This is a genomic window from Chromobacterium vaccinii (genome assembly GCF_000971335.1).
GTDB classification, from domain to species: domain Bacteria; phylum Pseudomonadota; class Gammaproteobacteria; order Burkholderiales; family Chromobacteriaceae; genus Chromobacterium; species Chromobacterium vaccinii.
The window spans coordinates 33,582-50,724 of record NZ_JZJL01000010.1; the positions used below are offsets into that span (position 1 = coordinate 33,582).

Below are 17,143 nucleotides of genomic sequence, written 5' to 3' on the forward strand. Positions count from 1 at the left end.
CCAGCCATCACGGCCTGGAGCGTCCCGCGACAGGCCAAGCTTCACCAGCCGGCAATGCCGCTCGCCTGAACAAGCGAGCGGCATTTTTCATGGTGTGAATCTTGCAAACGTTCTTCAATCGCCATGCTAGATTGAATATATACGCGCTTTAAAATCCAATGCACAGGGCGCTCGCGAACCCGCTGGATTTTCGCTTGGCTGCGGCGCGATCCGCCATTCCACTTTTGTTTGCACGGCATCACTGCGGGGGTCACTGCCATGAAGCCTGCATCCACCGTCATCAGCCCTGCCCGCCACAAGAGCCATCGGACCATCGCGCCGCAATCTGCCGCGCCGGACGCCGAGAGCGCGTCCTACGCGCGCAGCCTGCTCGAAGCAAGCCTGAACCCCTTGGTTGCCATCAGCGCGCAAGTCAAGATCACCGACGTGAATGCAGCGATGATAGGGGTTGCCGGCCGGTCCCGAGCTGAAATCGTTGGGACGGACTTCGCCGATTATTTCACCGAGCCCGAGCAGACTCGCGCAGGCTATCGACGCATCTTTTTGGACCTTAGGATGCCCAAGACCAATGGCATGGAAGCGCTGCGCAGAATCAAGGCCGACGAGCGCGCCAAGATGATTCCGGTTGCGGCGCTGACATCGTCAAAAGAAGACCGCGACATCGTGGAAAGCTGCAAGCTCGGGGCGGATAGCAATATCGGCAAATCCATCCACGTTGACCCGCCTTCACAAGCCGTCGCGCAATTGGGCCTCTACTGGCTGGTTGTCAATCAACCGCCGATCGGGAACCGGCAGCCATGATGGACATCTCGAACCCCAATGACGCGCTGCGCATCCTGATTCTGGAAGACACCCCTACCGACGCCGAACTGATGGTGGACGCGCTGCATGAGGCTGGACTGAAATTCATCACGCAGCGCGTCGACACCAAGGACGCGTTCCAGCTGTCGCTGGAGACATTCAACCCCAACATCATCCTGGCCGATTGCAAGCAGCAGCCTTCATACGACGGCGGCGCGGCATTGCAACTCGTACGCGAAACCCACCCCGAGATGCCGGTGGTGATGGTAACCGGCGCCCTGGGAGAAGAAAAAGCGGTCGAGTTGCTGAAGGCCGGCGCCAAAGACTATGTGCTGAAGGGAGGATTGGTCAGGCTGGCCCCGGCGGTGCGCCGCGCGCTGGCGGATGAGCGCAGCGCCCGCAGCCGCAAGGCGGCGGAACTAAAATACCGGCGGCTATTTGAAGCCGCCAAGGACGGCATCCTTATTCTGGATGCGAAAACCGGTTTGATTCTGGAAGCGAACCCGTTTCTGCTGGAGTTGCTAGGCTATGCCCAGGATGAGTTGATCGGCAAGGCGTTGTGGGAAATCGGCGCGCTGGAGCACATTGTCGCCAACCAGGACGCCTTTCTGACTCTGAAGAACAAGAAATACATCCGTTATGACAACCTTCCTCTGGAAACAAAGGATGGCAGAAGCATTGAGGTGGAATTCATCAGCAATGTTTATATGACGGGCGACCTGGAATCCATCCAATGCAATATCCGCGATATCACCGAGCGCAGGCGGCTGCAGCTGGCGCTTGAAAACAACGAGCGCCGATTTCGCGGGCTGATCGAAAACGCTTCTGATTTGGTATGCGTGGTCGATCAGCTCGGCTGCATCACTTACCTGAGCCCTTCGAGCGAGATGATGACCGGCTACCGCCCAGACGAGGCGTTGGGCCGGCGCTTCATAGACTTCATCCACCCGGACGATCTGCCCGCCGCGACAGCCATCTTGGCCACGGACCCCAGCTCCCCCCCCGTTTTGCAGCGAGTGGAATTGCGATTCCGCCACAAGACGGGACACTTTCAGGTTCTGGATGCCATTGCGAACAACCGCGTTGACGATCCCGCCCTCCTCGGCGTCATCGTCAACGCGCGGGACATTACCGAACGCAAGAAAATACAAGCGGATGTGGAATACAAGAACAGTGTGCTCTCAACCCAGCAAGAGGCATCGCTGGACGGCATTCTGCTGGTGGATGACAACGGCAAGATCGTCAGTCATAACCGGCGTTTCATCGAAGTCATGCAAGTGCCGGAAGCATTGGCCGCAGCGGGGCGCGATGAACCGATGCTGCAGTTTGCCATGCAGCAATATGCGGAGCCGGAAGCATTCCTGGCGCGGGTGCGCCATCTCTATGCCCACAAAGAGGAAACGAGCCACGAAGAGATTCGCATGAAAGACGGCCGCACGATCGAACGCTACTCGGCGCCGGTGGTTGGCGAAAACGCCAAATATTACGGACGCGTCTGGTATTTTCGCGACATCACTGTGCGCAAGCGGATACAGGAATTATTGGAGCATGCCAATCGGGCCTTGCGCACGCTCAGCGCTTGCAAGGCTGCCTTGGTGCATGCCTTGACCGAGTCGGCGCTGCTCGATTCCGTGTGCCGCCTCATCGTAGAGAAAGGCGGTTATCGCATGGCGTGGATCGGCATTGCAGAACAAGATCAGGATCGGACTATTCGCGCAGTGAAGGAATTTGGCGATGACAGCCACTATCTGGCCAGCGTTCGATTCAGCTTGGCGGACACGGCGCTTGGACGCGGCCCGACTGGCGCTGCCATTCGCACCGGCACCGTGCAAATCAATCAAAACCTCCTGACCAACTCCACGCTCGCGCCGTGGCGGGAGGCCGCGCAACGCTGCGGCTTTCAAGCCAGCATCGCGCTGCCCATCAAGAATGCATCGGCATCGCCGCTTGTGTTGACAATCTACGCCGGGGAGCCGGACGCATTCGGCCATGACGAGGTAGTGATGCTGGGAGAGCTTGCCGATGAGCTTGGCTATGGCATCGAAGCCGTGCGTACGCGAACCGACCGCGATCGTATCGCCTTGGAAAACTTGCGCGCCGATGCGGCATTGCGCAAAAGCCTGGAAGATTCCATCAAGGCCATCGCCAACACCGTGGAGTTGCGCGATAGCTACACCGCCGGCCACCAGCGCCGCGTCGCGCAACTGGCCGTTGCCATCGCTCGGCAACTCAAACTGTCGGAGGACACGATCCATAGCATTGATCTTGCGGCAAGCATTCACGATCTGGGGAAAATCAGCATTCCGGCGGAAATCCTGGTTAAACCGTCCAAGCTGTCGAACATCGAGTTTCAGTTGGTCAAAGGACACTCGCAAGCGGGTTATGACATTCTGAAAGACATCACCTTCCCCTGGCCGATCGCGCCCATCGTCTGGCAGCATCATGAGCGGCTGGACGGCAGCGGATATCCGCAAGGGCTCGTCGGCGACCAAATCCTGCTCCAGGCGCGCATCGTCGCGGTGGCCGATGTCGTCGAAGCCATCGCATCGCACCGGCCATACCGCGCCGCCCTGGGGATTGACGCGGCGCTGGCCGAAATCAAACGGGGCAGCGGCACCGCCTTTGATTCCGCAGCGGTTGACGCATGCGAACATCTATTCACCACGGCTGGTTTCGCGTTCTCATAGCCCTGTTCACAGTCTCGGGAGCCTGGGCGAGACAGGGCGAAAACGGCCGGGAAAAAGGCCGAGCAGCCTCCGCCATTCATCTCGACACGGCTTGTCTTCATGCCAAACTGAAGCAAAGATAAGCTCTTCCAATGCGACGAGATAAGATCATGAGATGGGCGACTACCTTGCGATGCGGTCTGGTCGGCATGCTCGCCGCGCTGCTGCCGCAATCACAGGCAGCGGGACTGAGGCTGATCGACATTCCCGCCACCGACAGCATCCCGGTCCTGAACGCGGCGGTCTGGTCGCCTTGCGCCCGCCCAGCCGTGGCCAAACGGGTGCAGGCCTTCCTGGTGAACGCCAGCCGGAATTGTCCGGTCGAGGGGGAGAAGCTGCCGCTGATCGTGATCTCGCATGGCTTCACCGGCAGTCTTTACGGCCATCACGACACCGCTGAAGCGCTGGCGGACCACGGATTCCTGGTGGTGTCGCTGAACCACACCGGCGACAGCGGCGCGAGCATGAAATACCCGTGGGAGATGCGCGCGTTCGAGCAGCGCCCGGTCGAGATCCGGCGGGTCATAGACTATATGCTGGACGAAGCGCCAGAGGCGTCGCGCATCGACCCATCGCGGATCGGCGTGTTCGGTTTCTCGCGCGGCGGCTTCACCGCTCTGGTCGCGGCGGGCGGCACGCCGGACTTCGCGCGCTCAGGGCTGCGTTGCCCCAAGGATCGGCCGCTGTGCCGGCAGATCGAAACCGAAGCGGGCATTGCCCGCGACTGGGCGCATGACGAACGTATCAATGCCGCGGCCGCGGTCGATCCGCTGAACGCCTTCCCTGACGCGGCCAGCCTTCGGAGAATCCGCATTCCGCTATTCCTGTGGATTTCCGAAAGAGGCGGCGACGGCGTGGAGCCCGCGGCCGAAGCCCGGTTGCGGGGATGGTTGCCCACAGTGCGAAATTACCGCGTGGTGCCGAAAGCCGGCCATTTCGCCTTCCTGGCTCCATGCGTCGAGGCCGCGGCGAAGGAAGCGCCGGAAATCTGCCGGGACGCGCCCGGCTTCGACCGCGCGGCTTTCCACCGGAAGATGAACGCCGAACTGCTGGACTTCTTCAACCAGGCCCTCGACATCAAACCATAACGCCACGCCGGGCTTGCGGGGAGATGACAGCTAGCCGTTGTCGCCGGCCATCACCGGAAACAGCGTCAGCACCACCTTGCCCAGATTGCGGTTGTCGGCGACGTAAGCGTGCGCGTCTTGCACCTGAGTCCAGGGATAGCTGCTGTCCACCACCGCGCGCGCCCTCCCCTCCAGCAAGGCCGGCAGGATCAGGTCGCGCAGCGCGGCGGCCAGCTCCGCCTTCACCGCAATAGGCTGCGGACGCAGCGTGGAGCCGATCAGGCTGATGCGCTTCATCAGCAGCCGACCGAAATCCAGTTCGGCCTTCACGCCGCCCATCAGGCCGATGTTCACCAGCCTGCCGTCGGGGTTCAGCGCCTGCAGGTTCTCCGCCAGGTGACTCGCGCCCACCGGGTCCAGCACCACGTCGGCGCCCCCCCACGCCTTGACCCGCTCGCCGAAAGCCGGCGTCTCGTGGTAATTGAACACCTGGCTCGCGCCCAGCTCGCGGCAGAAAGCCAACTTCTCGGCGCTGCCGGCGCTGGCGAAGGCTTCCGCGCCCAGGAAACGCGCCAACTGGATCGCCGCGACGCCGACGCCGCTGGCGCCGGCATGGATCAGCGCCCGCTCGCCGGCCTTGAGCCCGGCCTTCGCCACCAGATTGAACCACGCCGTCATCCAGGCTTCCGGCAGGCTGGCCGCCTCCGCCCAGGACAACTGGTCCGGCTTGGCGATGGCCAGCGATTCGTCCAGCAGCGCGTATTCGGCGTAGCCGCCTCCCTCCACCAGGCCGAACACCGCATCGCCCGGCTGGAAGGCGGAATCGCCGGCCGTCTCCTCCACCACGCCGGCCACCTCCAGCCCCATCAGCGGGCTGGCGCCTGGCGGCGGCGGGTAGCGGCCCTCGCGCTGCATCAGGTCGGCGCGGTTGACGCCGGCCGCCATCACCCGCACCAGCAATTTTCCAGGCGCGGCGCGCGGCTTGTCCCGCTCCCCCATTTCCATCGTCTCGACGCCGCCCGGCGCCTGCTGCACGATGGCCAACATCTTGTCCATTCGGCCTTCCCCCTTGATTGATATCCGACAAATGCGGACGGATGTCCCAGCCACAAGCTCCGCGCGGAAATAATCCGCATTGAAAAACACTGCCATGCGCTGGATCAAGCATTGCGCGCCGGCTTTGATTACAATCCTACGTCATGAGCGAGAACTGTTTCCATTGCGGTTTGCCGGTGCCCGCCGGCGCCAGCTTCCCCATCCTCTACCGCCAGCGCGAAGAACCCGCCTGCTGCGCCGGCTGCCAGGCGGTGGCGGCCACCATCATCGAATCCGGCCTGTCCGACTACTACAAGCACCGCACCGAGGGCGCGGCCCGCGCCGAAGCGCTGCCGCAGGCGCTGCTGGAGCAGATCAAGCTGTACGACAGCGAGGAGCTGCAGCGCGGCTTCGTCCGCGTCGAGGATGCGAATGTCCGCGAGGCCTCGCTGATGCTGGAAGGCATCACCTGCGCCGCCTGCATCTGGCTGAACGAGCAGCACATCCGCCGCCTGCCCGGCGTGCTGGGGGTGGACATCAATTACAGCACCCAGCGCGCCCGCGTGCGCTGGGACAATGGCCGCGTGCAGCTGTCCGCCATCCTGGAGGCGGTGGCGGCGATAGGCTACCGCGCCCATCCCTACGACGCCGACCGCCAGGAAAAGCTGCAGCAGAAGGAGCGCAAGCAGGCGCTGACCCGGCTGTGGGTGGCCGGCCTGTCGATGATGCAGGTGATGATGTACGCGGTGCCGGTCTATCTGGCGCCGGACGGCGACATCGCGCCCGATTTCCTGTGGCTGCTGCACTGGTCCAGCTTCATCCTGACGCTGCCGGTGCTGCTGTACTCGGCCCTGCCCTTCTACCGCAACACCTGGCGCGATCTGAAAACCGGCCGCGTCGGCATGGACACGCCGGTCAGCATCGGCATCCTCACCGCCTTCGCCGCCAGCTTCTGGGCGCTGATCCACAAGGTGGAGCACGGCATCTACTTCGACTCGGTGTCGATGTTCGTGTTCCTGCTCTTGGGCGGCCGCTATCTGGAAAGCATCGCCCGCCGCAAGGCCGGCGCCGCCAGCGAAAGCCTGGTCAAGCTGGTGCCGGCCTTTGCCCACCGGCTGGATGGCTGGCCGCAAAGCCGGGACAGCCGCGAGGCGACGGTGGCGGGCCTGAACCCCGGCGACGTGATCCTGGTCAAGCCCGGCGAAACCATTCCGGCGGACGGCGTGGTGCTGGACGGCCGCAGCGCCAGCAATGAATCGCTGCTCACCGGCGAAAGCCGCCCCATCGCCAAAGCGCCGGGCGACTTGGTGATCGCCGGCAGCGTCAACGCCGCCAGCCCGCTGGTGCTGCGCGTGGAACAGGCGGGCCAATCCACTCGGCTGGCCGGCATCGTGCGGCTGCTGGACCAGGCGCTGGCGGAGAAACCCAGGCTGGCGGTGCTTGCCGACCGCTTCGCCAGCTGGTTCGTCGCGCTGCTGCTGCTGGCCGCCGCCGGCAGCTATCTAGCCTGGCATTTCATAGACCCGGACCGCGCGCTGTGGATCATGGTGGCGGTGCTGGTGATCTCCTGCCCCTGCGCGCTGTCGCTGGCCACCCCGGCCGCGCTCACCGCCGCCAGCGGCCGGCTGGCCTCCCTGGGCGTGCTGACCACCCGCGGCCACGCGCTGGAAACGCTGGCCAAGGCCGACGACGCGGTGTTCGACAAGACAGGAACCCTCACCCACGGCCAGATGCGGCTGCTGGAAACGCGAGGCCCGCTGAATGCGCCTCGCGCGCTAGCGGTCGCCGCCGCGCTGGAGCAGGGATCGGAGCATCCACTGGCCCAGGCCATCCTGGCGGCCGCGCCGGCGGACAGGCCGCAGGCGGACAGCGTGATCAACCATCCCGGCGGCGGCGTGGCCGGCGTCGTCGATGGCCGCGAGTGGCGGCTGGGCTCGGCGCCGTTCATCGCCGCCTGGCTGGGCCATGAGGTGGACGAAGACGCCGGCTGGCAGCCGGATTGCACCCAGGTGCTGCTGGCCGACGCCGACGGCATGCAAGCCCGCTTCGCCATCGGCGACGCCTGCCGCGACGACGCCGCGGCGCTGGTGGCCGAGTTGTCCCGCCGCGGCCTGGCCGTCCACCTGCTCAGCGGCGACGGCGAGGGCCCGGTGGCCGGCTTGGCCGCCAGGCTCGGCATCCCGCAATGGCGCTCGCGCGCGACGCCGGAAGACAAGCTCGCCTACGTCGCCGCGCTGCAGGCCAGGGGCCGGCGGGTGCTGATGGTGGGCGACGGCGTCAATGACGCGCCGGTGCTGGCGCGCGCCGACGTTTCGATCGCGATGGGCGGCGGCACCGATGTCGCCCGCGCCAGCGGCGACATGGTGCTGATGGGAGACCGGCTGAGCCTGATCGCCGACTCTCTGCTTGTCAGCCGGCGCGCGCTGGCGGTGATCCGGCAGAACCTGATCTGGGCGGCCGGTTATAATGTCGTCGCGCTGCCGCTGGCGATGCTGGGCCACGTCACGCCCTGGCTGGCCAGCCTGGGCATGGCACTGAGCTCGCTGTTGGTGGTCGGCAACGCGCTGCGTCTCGTCAAACGGAATCCCTGATGGAAAGCCTCTACCTGCTCATCCCGCTCAGCCTGGTGCTGGTCTTCGTGATCGGCGCCATTTTCTGGTGGGCCACCCGCTCCGGCCAATTCGACGACATGCAAGGCCCCGCCCATCGCATCCTGATGGATGACGACGCCACCCACGAAGACGACAAGCCGCAGCATTGACGCGCCAAGCCCGGCACGCCATCCGGGTAAAATGCGCAAGTCCGGGCCATTTCCCTTTCAGGGAGATGGCCTTTTGCTGTAAAATGCCGCGCCTTCAAGCATTAGCCAATCATGATTTGGCGCGGCGGAAGGCATCCCGGACTGGACAGACGCCGACACGCCGCCCATCGCTAGTCCAAGGGCCTCCGTGAATACCATCCAAGCACTGGCCGGCATGCTGCTTCTCGTCGCCGCCGCCTACCTGTTCTCCACCAACCGCCGCGCCGTCAACTGGCGCACCGTGCTGATCGGCCTCGCCATCCAGAACGGCCTGTTCCTGCTGATCAACTACGTGCCCGCCGTCCATCACGGCTTCTCCGCCTTCGGCGCCGGCTTCGCCAAGGTGCTGAGCTTCGCAGGGGACGGCGCGGGCTTCATTTTCGGCGACCTGGCCAAACCCAGCGGCAAACTGGGCTTCCTGTTCGCCTTCACCGTGCTGCCGGTGATCATCTTCTTCTCCGCCTTCAGCGCCCTGCTCTACCATTTCGGCATCCTGCAGCGCGTGGTGGCCGGCCTGGCCTGGGCGATGAAGCGCAGCATGGGCATTTCCGGCCCGGAAAGCGTGGTGGCCGCCGCCAACATCTTCCTGGGCCAGACCGAGGCCCCGCTGCTGGTCCGCCCCTACATCCGCCACATGACCCGCTCCGAGCTGGCCTGCATCATGATCGCCGGCATGTCCACGCTGTCCGGCGGCGTGCTGGCGGCCTACGTCGCCTTCCTCGGCGGATCGGACACCGCGGAGCAGGCGCGCTTCGCCACCTATCTGCTGACCGCCTCCTGCATGAACGCGGCCGGCGCGGTGGTGTTCTGCAAGATCATGTTCCCGGAAACCACGCCCGAGGCGCTGTCCAGCACCAAGCTGCAGTCGTCCAAGGAAAAGAGCGAGGGCAATTTCGTCAGCGCGGTGGTGACCGGCGCGCTGGACGGCATGAAGATGGCCGCCGCCGTCGCCACCATCCTGCTGGCCATCGTGGCGCTGATCGCGCTGGCCAACTTCCTGATGAAGGACGGCCTGGGCGAACTCTTGGGCGTCAACGCCGCCATCCAGGCGTCCACCCACGGCATGTTCGACGGCCTGACGCTGCAATACCTGGTGGGCCAGGTGTTCCGCGTGTTCGCCTTCCTGATGGGCATCGGCTGGAACGAGACGCTGGGCGTCGGCAGCCTGCTGGGCCAGAAGATCGTCCTCAACGAGTTCATCGCCTACATGGATCTGGCCAAGATGAAGGCCGCCGGCACGCTGTCCGCGCAAACGGTGATGATCTCCACCTTCGCGCTGGCCAGCTTCTCCAACCTGTCGTCGGTGGGCATCTGCGTGGCCGGCATCGGCGCGCTGGCGCCGGAACGCCAGCAGGAGCTGGCCCATATCGGCATGCGCGCGCTGGCGGCGTCCATCCTCACCGGCTTCATGACCGCCACCGCCAGCGGCCTGTGGCTGTCGCTGTTCTAAGCTGAGCCGCGACTGACAGCGAGGCGGGAATCCGTTAGCATGCGGTTCCCGCCTTTTCCATAACCGGCCATCGTGAAAGCTGACTTCTCCTTCTTCGCCACCCGGCGCTTCCTGCCCTTGTTCGGCACCCAGTTCCTGGGGGCCTTCAACGACAATATGCTGAAAACCGCCATCGTGGTGCTGATCAGCTTCCATGGCCTGGAAATGCTGGGCATCCCGCCGCAGCAGCTGGTCAATCTGGCCGCCGGCATCTTCATCCTGCCCTTCTTCCTGTTTTCCGCCAGCGCCGGCAAGCTGACCGAGCGCTACGACAAGGCCCGCATCGCGCGCATGATCAAGCTGGCCGAGATCGCCATCATGCTGGTGGCCGGCGCCGGCTTCCTGCTGAAGTCCGCCGCCATTCTGCTGTCCGCGCTGTTCCTGATGGGCGTGCACTCGGCCTTCTTCGGCCCGCTGAAATACTCGGTGCTGCCGCAATACCTGAAAGAGCATGAGCTGGTGGGCGGCACCGGCCTGATCGAGATGGGCACCTTCCTCGCCATCCTGCTGGGCCAGCTCAGCGGCAGCCTGCTCACCCACAGCGGCGCGCTACTGATCGTCGGCGCGCTGCTCTTGGTCGCCATCCTCGGCTACTTCAGCAGCGCCACCATGCCTTCGGTCGCGCCCGGCGCGCCGCACCTGAAGCTGTCGTGGAATTTCCTCGGCGACTCAGTGCGGCTGATCCGCGAGGCCTGGCGCATCCACGACGTGCGCTGCTCGATACTCGGCATTTCCTGGTTCTGGCTGATGGGCGCGGTCTACACCACCCAGCTGCCCACCTTCACCCGGCTGCACCTGGGCGGCGACGCCGACGTCTACACCCTGCTGCTGGCGCTGTTCTCCATCGGCATCGGCGCCGGCTCCATCGCCTGCGCAAAGCTGTCGCTCGGCAAGCTGCAGCTGGGCATCGTGCTGCTCGGCAGCGCCGGCATGACGGTGTTCGGCGGCGATCTGGCGCTGGGCGCGATGCCGTCCTACCACGGCCCGCTGGCCGCGCTGCCGGCGTTCCTGGCCAAGGCCGGCAGCTGGCGCGCCATCGTCGACGTGACACTGCTGGGCTTCTTCGGCGGCTTCTTCACCGTGCCGCTGTACACCTGGCTGCAGACCGGCAGCCCGGACGCCTTCCGCTCGCAGGCCGTAGCAGCCAACAACATCATCAACGGCTTCTACATGGTGGCCGCCGCCATCGGCAGCGCGCTGATGCTGAAGTGGTACGACAGCATCTCGATGCTGCTGCTGGCCGTGGCCGCGCTCAACATCCTGGCCACCGCCCATCTGGCCTGGCGCGCGCCGGTGATCTGGCGCGAGCGCTTCAGCTGGGCGCGCGCGCTGCTGAAGGGAGAATAAAAAAACGGGGCCAAAGCCCCGTTTTTTTTATTGCATCGAACATCAGGCCAGCCTGGCCGCCGCGTCGCGCAGCGCGGTGCGCAGGCCTTCCTCTATCACCGGGTGGTAGAACGGCATGTCCAGCATCTGCCCGACTGTCAGACCCTGCTGATGGCTCCACGCCAGCAGGTGGGCCAGATTCTCGGCGCGCGGCCCTATCATCTCCGCGCCCAGGAAGCGGCCGGTCGCCTTGTCTGCGTACACGTGCAGCAGCCCCTTGTTGACGCCCATCACCCGGCTGCGGCCCTGGTCTTCGAAGCTCACCTCGCCGGTGACGAAGCTGCCCATCTGCAGATCGGCGAAGCGGCTGCCCACCATCATGATCTGCGGATCGGAGAACACCACCGCGATGGTGGAGCGGCGCAGGCCGGCGCTAACCACCGGGTAGGCGGCGGCGTTGACGCCGGCGGTCTTGCCCTCGTCGGCCGCCTCATGCAGCAACGGCAGGATGTTGTTGGTGTCGCCGGCGATGAATACCGGGGAGTCTCCGCACTGCAGCGTCTTGGCGTCGAACAGCGGCACGCCGCCGGCATCCAGCTTCAGACTGGTGTTTTCCAGCCCCAGGCCGCGGACATTGGGCGTGCGGCCGGTGGCGGCCAGCACGTAATCGAAACGCTCCTCCACCTCTTCGCCATCCAGATTGACATAGCGGATGCGCGCGGCGTCATCGTCGCTGGCCATTTCCAGCACCTTGGCGTCCGGGTCCAGATAGAACTGTTCGGCCAATGCTTGGCGGGCATAATCGCGCACCGCCGGATCGCTCAGCGGCCCCACGCCGCCGCGGGCGCCGAACACCTTCACTCTCACCCCCAAGCGCGCCAGCGCCTGGCCCAGTTCCAGACCGATCACGCCGGGGCCGAACACCGCCACGCTTTGCGGCAGCGTGTCCCAGTCGAATACATCGTCGTTGACGATCAGCCGGTCGCCGAAAGCCTTGAACGGCGCAGGGAGGGTCGGCGACGAGCCGGTGGCGATCACGACCCGCTTGGCTTGAACGATGGTGTGGTCATCCACTTGAAGCGTGGTGTTGTCGACGAAGCGGGCATAACCGGGCAGTTTATCCTCAGCCGGGATGCCATCCACGCTGCTCACCACGAAACCGACGAAGCGGTCGCGCTCGCTCTTGACGCGGGCCATCACCTCGCGGCCATCGATGCGGATTTCGCCATCGACGTGCACGCCGAACATATCGGTATGGCTCGCGTAGTGGGCGGCCTCAGCGGCGGCGATCAGCAATTTGGACGGCATGCAGCCGACGCGGGCGCAGGTGGTGCCGTAAGGGCCGCCCTCGATTATCAGGGCGGAAGCGCCGCCGGCCTTGGCGGCGCGGTACGCGGCGAGGCCGGCGGTGCCGGCGCCGATGACGGCTACGTCGATGTGGATGGTTTTCATGGTTCTTATCCTCTATCTGGCGGGGATGCGGCGCGGCACGCTGCGCATATTGAACATGCCGTCCCGCATCCCTACTGGAAAAAACGGCCGGCAGGAGTACCGGCCCAAGAAATCCGGCGGCGTCAGGGCCCGAAGCCGCCGGAGTCGAACGTCTTATTTGGCGAAGCGCTTTTCCACTTCGTCGGCGGAGCCGATCAGCTGGCCATTGATGAACACCTGCGGAGCGGTCATCGCGCCGGACACGGCGCCCAGCGCCTTGCCGCGGATCTTGTTGTCCAGCGGCACTTCGACGAAGTCGTAGCCGTTTTCGGCCAGCACGGCCTTGGCGCGGGCGCAGTGCGGGCAACCCACCTTGGTGAACACCACCACCTGGTCAGGCTTCTTGGCGGTCGGATTGATGTAGTTCAGCATGGTGTCGGCGTCGGACACCTTGAACGGATCGCCCGGCTCTTGCGGCTCGACGAACATCTTGTCCACCACGCCGTCTTTCACCAGCATCGAGTAGCGCCAGCTGCGCTTGCCGAAGCCCAGGTCCTGCTTGTCCACCAGCATGCCCATGCCTTCGGTGAAGTCGCCGTTGCCGTCCGGAATCATCACGATGTTCTGCGCTTCCTGGTCCTTGGCCCATTCGTTCATCACGAAGGTGTCGTTGACCGACACGCACAGGATGGCGTCCACGCCGTTGGCGAAGAAGGACGGCGCCAGTTCGTTGAAGCGCGGCAGGTGGGTGGAAGAGCAGGTCGGGGTGAACGCGCCCGGCAGCGAGAACAGGGCGATGGTCTTGCCGTCGAACAGTTCGGCGGTGGTGACATTCTTCCACTCGTTGTTTTCACGGATGCGGAAAGTGACGTTCGGTACGCGTTGGCCTTCACGATTTTGCAGCATGGCTATCTCCTTGAGGGTTGACTGCGGTTGTTAGCTATCGATGCGTGCATTTTGATAGCCACGGCAAAATTCGTCTAATTGATTGTCGCAAGACTTTTGATTGTCTTTTTCAATGCCCATCCCCATCGCTGGGCAGCCCGCCCGCGGCGACGCTAAAATGGCGGCATCCGGCAACCCCCAGCCTCAACAGCCATGCATATCACCGGCCTGCACCACGTCGCCATCATCGCTTCCGACTACGCGCGCTCGCGCGACTTCTACTGCCGCGCGCTCGGTTTTAAAGTCATCGCCGAGAACTGGCGCGAGGAAAGACAGTCCTGGAAATTGGACCTGGCGCTGCCGGGCGGCGGCCAGATCGAACTGTTCAGCTTCCCCTCCCCGCCGCCCCGTCCCAGCCGGCCGGAAGCCTGCGGCCTACGCCATCTGGCGTTGGCCTGCGACGACGCGGAAGCGATGCGCGGCCATCTGCAAGACCAAGGCGTGAGCGTGGAAGGCATCAGGGTGGACGAATACACCGGCGCGCGCTTTTTCTTCTGCGCCGATCCGGATGGATTGCCGATCGAGTTCTACCAGGCCGCCCCGGCGGCCTGAGACGCGGGCCATGAAAGCGAGCGCTCAGCGCCGCGGCCTGTCATATTGAAATAAGCATTGAGCGCGCGGGACGCCCCGCCGCCGCCGCGCCGCCAGTCGGCGCGGAGACCCCAACAGACGGAACGCAAATGAAAGCTTTGACCACCCCCATCCGCCTGGCGGGCCTGACCCTGGCCCTGGGCGCCGCCCTGCCTGCGCTGGCCGGCCCCGACGACACCCTGCTCGCCGCCCGCGACGCCTTCCGCGCCAACGACCTGGCCAAGCTGGCCAGCCTGGGCGACAAGCTGCCCGACAATTACCCGTTGAAGGACTATCCGGAATACTGGCAAACCTGGAAGGCGCTGGAACGCAACGACGACGCCCAGGTGCAACGCTTCCTGTCCCGGACGCCGGAAGGCCTGATGCCGGAACGGATACGCAATGAGTGGGTGAAGAAGCTGGGCCTGCGCGAAGACTGGACCGCCTTCGCCAATGAATGGAAAAAGCTGCCGCCTGAAGGCCGCGATGAGGAATCGAGCTGCTACGGCGAGCTGCTGCAAATGCGCCAGGGGCAAAAGCCGGGCAATCTGGACCGGTTCCTGGAAGGCAAGCCGGCACCGGACGGCTGCAACCGGCTGATAGACATGGCCTATGCCCGCGGCGCGCTAAGCCAGGACTGGCTGTGGCGCCGCGCCCGCCTGCTGCTGGCCGGCAACTATCTCACCCAGGCGCGCCAGCTGGCCAGCGACACCCAGTTGCCGCTGGACAACGCCGCGCTCAACAAGCCATCTCTCGCCAGCCCGGACACTCCGGGCGGCCAGGAAGCCATCCTCTACGACGCGGTGCGCAAGGGCAAGACCGATCTGAACGGCGCGGCGGCGATGCTGTCCCGCGTGGAAAGCCAGCTGACGCCCGACCGCGCCGGCTTCGGCTGGGGCCAGCTGGCGCTGCTGTCCGCCCGCAAGCAGCAGGCCGGCCAGGCGCTGCAATGGTTTGAAAAAGCCGACCCGCGCCAGTTGACCACGGACCAATGGGAATGGTGGGCGCGCTCGGCGCTGCGGCTGGAGCAATGGAGCCAGCTGGACGGCGTCATCCGCCGCATGCCTCAGGAAGTGGCCGGCAAGCCGGCCTGGCGCTACTGGCTGGCCCGCTCGCTGAAGCAGCAGGGGAAGCCGGCCGAAGCCGCTCCGCTGTTCAGCCAGGCCAGCGTCGGCCACAACTATTACGCGCTGCTGTCGCTGGAAGAGCTGGGCAACAGCCTGTCCGCTTCCGCCAGCAAAACCGGCCCGAGCAGCGACGACGTCGCCCGGATGAAGGCCGACCCGGCCGTTCGCCGCTCGCTGGCGCTGCTCAACGTCGCCGAAATCTACACCAAGCCGGAGTTCCGCACCGACGCGCAGCGCGAATGGCGTTGGGCGATGCGCGGCCGCAACGACATGGAGCTGCTGGCCGCCGCCGAAATCGCGCGCAAGGAAAATTTCTACGACATGGCGATCTACAGCGCCGAGCGCACCAAGGAAGAACACGATTTCTCGCTGCGCTACCTGACGCCCTACCGCGAAGTCACGCAGAAATACGCGCGCCAGCTCGACATCGACGATGCCTGGGTTTACGGCCTGATCCGCCAGGAAAGCCGCTTCATCACCATGGCCCGCTCCGGCGTCGGCGCCTCCGGCCTGATGCAGCTGATGCCCGCCACCGCCAAATGGGCGGCCAAGAAGATCGGCCTCACCCACTTCGCGGTCAACGACATCGACACCAACGTCCAGCTCGGCACCTGGTATCTGCGCTACGTGCTGGACAACCTATCCGGCAACCAGGTGATGGCCACCGCCGCCTACAACGCCGGCCCCGGCCGCGCCCGCAACTGGCAGGCCGACCGCGCGCTGGACGGCACCATCTACGCCGAAACCATCCCCTTCAGCGAAACGCGCGATTACGTGCAGAAAGTGATGGCCAACGCCGCCTACTACTCCAGCACCTTTGGCCACGCCAACATCTCCCTGAGAAACCGCATGGGGATGGTGCCGGCGCGTTAAGGAAAACGACATGACCGCACAAAAGATTTGCCTGATAGGCGGCAGCGGCTTCATCGGCCGCCACCTGGCCGCCCAGCTGGCCAGCCGGGACCATCGGCTCACCATCGCCAGCCGCCGGACCGCGCCGCCCGATTTCCGCGTGCTGCCGTCGGCCGAGCTGGTCTCCGCCGACGTCCACGACCCGGCCCAGCTGGCCAAGCTGATCGCCGGCCACGACGCCGTGATCAACATGGTCGGCATCCTGCATGGCAGCCGAGCCCAGTTCGAGAAGGCCCACGCTCAATTGCCGGAGAAGATCGTCGCCGCCTGCCGGCTGCAGAATGTGCGCCGGCTGGTGCACGTCAGCGCATTGGGCGCCGCCCAGGACGCGCCCAGCGACTACCAGCAGACCAAGGCGCTGGGCGAACTGGCGGTGGAATCCAGCGGGCTGGACTGGACCATATTGCGTCCCTCAGTCGTGTTCGGCCGCGACGACGCCTTCCTTAACATGTTCGCCAGCCTGCAAAGGCTGCTGCCCGTTCTGCCGCTGGCCGGCACCGGCTGCCGGATGACTCCGGTTTGGGTGGAAGACGTCGCCCGCGCGATATGCGAGTGCCTGGCGCGCAAGGAAACCGTGGGCAAAAAGCTGGATTTGACTGGACCGGAAACCTATACCCTGGCCGATCTGGCGCGCCTGGCCGGCCGCGCCAGCGGCCACCCCCGCCCGGTATTCGGCCTGCCAGACAGCCTGGCCATGCTGCAGGCCGCGCTGATGGAATGGCTGCCGGGGCCGACGCTGATGAGCCGCGACAACGTGCGCTCGCTGCGATGGGACAATGTCAGCGACCAGCCTTTCCCATCCAGCCTGCTGGGCTTCGAGCCCGCCGCGCTGTCCGCGCTGGCGCCGGACTGGCTGGCCGGCCGCGGCCGCAATGCCGCCGCGTCCCGCTACCGCGCGAAGGCGGCGCGCTGAG

General features: G+C 65.2%; 14 protein-coding genes. 10 read left to right on the plus strand and 4 right to left on the minus strand.

The window, feature by feature from the left end:
- Positions 1-41 precede the first annotated feature (41 nt).
- A complete protein-coding gene (locus VL52_RS24445) occupies positions 42-260 on the minus strand; it encodes a hypothetical protein (protein WP_144410179.1) in 219 nt (72 codons plus the stop codon).
- On the opposite strand from VL52_RS24445, the gene VL52_RS23175 reads away from it, so the two are divergent.
- The 3 genes from VL52_RS23175 to VL52_RS06985 all read left to right on the plus strand — a co-directional run bounded on the left by VL52_RS23175 (position 259) and on the right by VL52_RS06985 (position 4,615).
- Entirely contained in the window at positions 259-801 is a 543-nt protein-coding gene (locus tag VL52_RS23175) for a response regulator (protein WP_052729195.1), read from the plus strand. The two genes, VL52_RS24445 and VL52_RS23175, sit on opposite strands and share 2 nt — an antisense overlap.
- Entirely contained in the window at positions 798-3,488 is a 2,691-nt protein-coding gene (locus tag VL52_RS23180; RefSeq protein ID WP_052729196.1) for a PAS domain S-box protein, read from the plus strand. Before VL52_RS23175 ends, VL52_RS23180 begins: the two co-directional genes overlap by 4 nt.
- A 188-nt stretch (positions 3,489-3,676) precedes the next feature.
- Positions 3,677-4,615, plus strand: coding sequence for an alpha/beta hydrolase family protein (locus tag VL52_RS06985; RefSeq protein WP_046156360.1), 939 nt, complete (start codon positions 3,677-3,679; stop codon positions 4,613-4,615).
- Between the two features lie 30 nt (positions 4,616-4,645).
- Here the strand turns inward: VL52_RS06985 and VL52_RS06990 are convergent, their stop codons facing one another.
- Complete coding sequence (locus VL52_RS06990; RefSeq protein WP_046156361.1) at positions 4,646-5,650, minus strand: NAD(P)H-quinone oxidoreductase; 1,005 nt, start codon at positions 5,648-5,650, stop codon at positions 4,646-4,648.
- A gap of 143 nt (positions 5,651-5,793) precedes the next feature.
- On the opposite strand from VL52_RS06990, the gene VL52_RS06995 reads away from it, so the two are divergent.
- The 4 genes from VL52_RS06995 (at position 5,794) to VL52_RS07010 (ending at position 11,265) form a co-directional block, all read left to right on the plus strand.
- Positions 5,794-8,220, plus strand: coding sequence for a heavy metal translocating P-type ATPase (locus VL52_RS06995; protein ID WP_046156362.1), 2,427 nt, complete (start codon positions 5,794-5,796; stop codon positions 8,218-8,220).
- The gene (gene ccoS / locus VL52_RS07000; protein ID WP_046156363.1) at positions 8,220-8,390 is read left to right on the plus strand and encodes a cbb3-type cytochrome oxidase assembly protein CcoS; all 171 of its coding nucleotides are present in this window, start codon (positions 8,220-8,222) and stop codon (positions 8,388-8,390) included. The genes VL52_RS06995 and ccoS overlap by 1 nt, the downstream gene beginning before the upstream one ends.
- Before the next feature lie 187 nt (positions 8,391-8,577).
- On the plus strand, positions 8,578-9,879 hold the full coding sequence (locus tag VL52_RS07005) for a NupC/NupG family nucleoside CNT transporter (RefSeq protein WP_046156364.1): 1,302 nt from the start codon (positions 8,578-8,580) through the stop codon (positions 9,877-9,879).
- Between the two features lie 72 nt (positions 9,880-9,951).
- Positions 9,952-11,265 (plus strand): MFS transporter, encoded by a 1,314-nt coding sequence (locus tag VL52_RS07010; protein ID WP_046156365.1) that lies wholly within the window; start codon positions 9,952-9,954, stop codon positions 11,263-11,265.
- Between the two features lie 42 nt (positions 11,266-11,307).
- Here VL52_RS07010 and VL52_RS07015 read toward each other — a convergent pair whose 3' ends face one another.
- Both VL52_RS07015 and VL52_RS07020 read right to left on the minus strand, forming a co-directional pair.
- On the minus strand, positions 11,308-12,696 hold the full coding sequence (locus VL52_RS07015; protein ID WP_046156366.1) for a dihydrolipoyl dehydrogenase: 1,389 nt from the start codon (positions 12,694-12,696) through the stop codon (positions 11,308-11,310).
- 153 nt (positions 12,697-12,849) lie between these two features.
- The gene (locus VL52_RS07020; RefSeq protein ID WP_046156367.1) at positions 12,850-13,581 is read right to left on the minus strand and encodes a redoxin family protein; all 732 of its coding nucleotides are present in this window, start codon (positions 13,579-13,581) and stop codon (positions 12,850-12,852) included.
- 192 nt (positions 13,582-13,773) lie between these two features.
- On the opposite strand from VL52_RS07020, the gene gloA2 reads away from it, so the two are divergent.
- From gloA2 to VL52_RS07035, 3 genes are all read left to right on the plus strand, one after another.
- Positions 13,774-14,172 carry an SMU1112c/YaeR family gloxylase I-like metalloprotein gene (gene gloA2, locus VL52_RS07025; protein ID WP_046156368.1) on the plus strand — a complete coding sequence of 133 codons (399 nt, stop codon included), beginning with the start codon at positions 13,774-13,776 and terminating at the stop codon, positions 14,170-14,172.
- 128 nt (positions 14,173-14,300) lie between these two features.
- Positions 14,301-16,190, plus strand: coding sequence for a lytic transglycosylase domain-containing protein (locus VL52_RS07030; protein WP_046156369.1), 1,890 nt, complete (start codon positions 14,301-14,303; stop codon positions 16,188-16,190).
- Between the two features lie 10 nt (positions 16,191-16,200).
- Positions 16,201-17,142 (plus strand): complex I NDUFA9 subunit family protein, encoded by a 942-nt coding sequence (locus tag VL52_RS07035; RefSeq protein WP_046156370.1) that lies wholly within the window; start codon positions 16,201-16,203, stop codon positions 17,140-17,142.
- Position 17,143 lies beyond the last annotated feature (1 nt).